General features: G+C 54.0%; 1 tRNA gene and 2 rRNA genes (1 of these 3 cut by a window edge). All 3 read left to right on the top strand.

The annotated features are described in order from the left end of the window. Window positions 1-1924, top strand: a 23S ribosomal RNA gene (locus tag AC2FH9_RS19800); it begins 904 nt to the left of the window's first position. 182 nt (window positions 1925-2106) lie between these two features. Further along, window positions 2107-2221 (top strand): 5S ribosomal RNA (gene rrf / locus AC2FH9_RS19795). Between the two features lie 87 nt (window positions 2222-2308). Then, a tRNA-Met gene (locus tag AC2FH9_RS19790) sits at window positions 2309-2385 on the top strand. The last annotated feature ends 115 nt before the right edge of the window (window positions 2386-2500 follow it).

Genomic DNA, 2500 nt, shown 5'->3' with positions numbered 1-2500 from the left:
GCCCCACAGGCTTACTGATCCTAACCAAACTCCGAATACCCGGGAGTACTAGATGGCAGACACACTGCGGATGCTAACGTCCGTAGTGGAGAGGGAAACAACCCTGACCTACAGCTAAGGCCCCCAATTCATGGCTAAGTGGGAAAGCAGGTGGGACGACCAAAACAACCAGGAGGTTGGCTTAGAAGCAGCCATCCTTTAAAGATAGCGTAACAGCTCACTGGTCTAAATAAGTTGTCCTGCGGCGAAGATGTAACGGGGCTCAAGCCATGAGCCGAAGCTTAGGATGCCGTAAGGCATGGTAGCAGAGCGTAGTGTGACATAGTCTCATTCCTCCTTCACGTCTTCGGGCGTATTGGAGGAGAGAGGCTTTCGATGAAGCTGGCGCGTGAGCGATCCGGTGGAGAGATCACTAGTGAGAATGATGACATGAGTAGCGACAAAGAGTGTGAGAGACACTCTCGCCGAAAGTCCAAGGGTTCCTGCTTAAAGCTAATCTGAGCAGGGTAAGCCGGCCCCTAAGCCGAGGCCGAAAGGCGTAGGCGATGGGAACTAGGTTAATATTCCTAGGCCGTGGAGTGGTGACGGATCTCAGAGGTAGTTCATCCTTATCGGATTGAATGGGCTGCTGAGAGGTTCCTGGAAATAGCCCTCCTATAAGACCGTACCCTAAACCGACACAGGTGGACTGGTAGAGAATACCAAGGCGCTTGAGAGAACGATGTTGAAGGAACTCGGCAAAATACCTCCGTAAGTTCGCGAGAAGGAGGCCCGGTTCCTAGGCAACTAGGGGCTGGGGGCACAAACCAGGGGGTGGCGACTGTTTATTAAAAACACAGGGCTCTGCGAAGTCGCAAGACGACGTATAGGGTCTGACGCCTGCCCGGTGCCTGAAGGTTAAAAGGAGAGGTGAGAGCCTTGAATTGAAGCCCAGGTAAACGGCGGCCGTAACTATAACGGTCCTAAGGTAGCGAAATTCCTTGTCGGGTAAGTTCCGACCTGCACGAATGGCGTAACGACTTCCCCGCTGTCTCCAACATCGACTCAGCGAAATTGAATTGCCTGTCAAGATGCAGGCTTCCCGCGGTTAGACGGAAAGACCCCGTGCACCTTTACTACAGCTTCGCACTGGCATCAGGATTGTGATGTGCAGGATAGGTGGTGGGCTTTGAAGCAGAGACGCAAGTCTCTGTGGAGCCTCCCTTGAGATACCACCCTTCGCACTCTTGATGTCTAACCGCGGTCCGTTATCCGGATCCGGGACCCTGCGTGGCGGGTAGTTTGACTGGGGCGGTCGCCTCCTAAAGCGTAACGGAGGCGCGCGAAGGTTGGCTCAGAGCGGTCGGAAATCGCTCGTTGAGTGCAATGGCAGAAGCCAGCCTGACTGCGAGACTGACAAGTCGAGCAGAGTCGAAAGACGGCCATAGTGATCCGGTGGTCCCGAGTGGAAGGGCCATCGCTCAACGGATAAAAGGTACGCCGGGGATAACAGGCTGATACTGCCCAAGAGTCCATATCGACGGCAGTGTTTGGCACCTCGATGTCGGCTCATCTCATCCTGGGGCTGGAGCAGGTCCCAAGGGTACGGCTGTTCGCCGTTTAAAGAGGTACGTGAGCTGGGTTTAGAACGTCGTGAGACAGTTCGGTCCCTATCTGCCGTGGGTGTAGGAGACTTGAGAGGAGTTGCCCCTAGTACGAGAGGACCGGGGTGAACGATCCACTGGTGGACCTGTTGTTGCGCCAGCAGCAGTGCAGGGTAGCTATGATCGGACAGGATAACCGCTGAAGGCATCTAAGCGGGAAGCCCCCCTCAAAACAAGGTCTCCCTGAGGGCCGTGGAAGACCACCACGTCAATAGGCCGGAGATGTAAGCGCAGTAATGCGTTCAGTTGACCGGTACTAATCGCCCGATAGGCTTGATTTGATCCAGTAATGGAAAGACAAATCAAAAACATACACACCTTAGACTAACGATGGCTGTGTCGCGCCAAGCGGCACTGTTGATTGATTACACTACCGAGTGGCAACGCGCCTTTTGCACGCAAAAGACGCTGCCTGCCACCCGTCGCGCTTGCTACGCAAGTCGCAACGTGGGATTTTCCTCGGTTTGGTGGTCATAGCGCAAGTGAAACACCCGGTCCCATCCCGAACCCGGAAGTTAAGCACTGCCGCGCCAATGGTACTTGGGCTTAAGCCCCGGGAGAGTAGGTCACCGCCAAACCTAGAAAAATCCCAATTCTCTCTAAATGATACAATTACTTATTCGACCCCGGCCTCAAGTAGCGAAAGCGATAGGCCAACCTAGTGTCGCGGGATGGAGCAGCCCGGTAGCTCGTCAGGCTCATAACCTGAAGGTCGTAGGTTCAAATCCTACTCCCGCAACCAGGTCGAATAATATCAACACAGCCCGTTCAGACTACATTTGATCCACTGGATCAATTGCTTAACGTCTTCACCTCGTCAGGCTCATAACCTGAAGGCCAAAGGTTCAAATCCTACT

Source organism: Ruegeria sp. CDSC081, from assembly GCF_059610485.1.
This window is presented reverse-complemented; position numbering and strand designations above follow the sequence as displayed.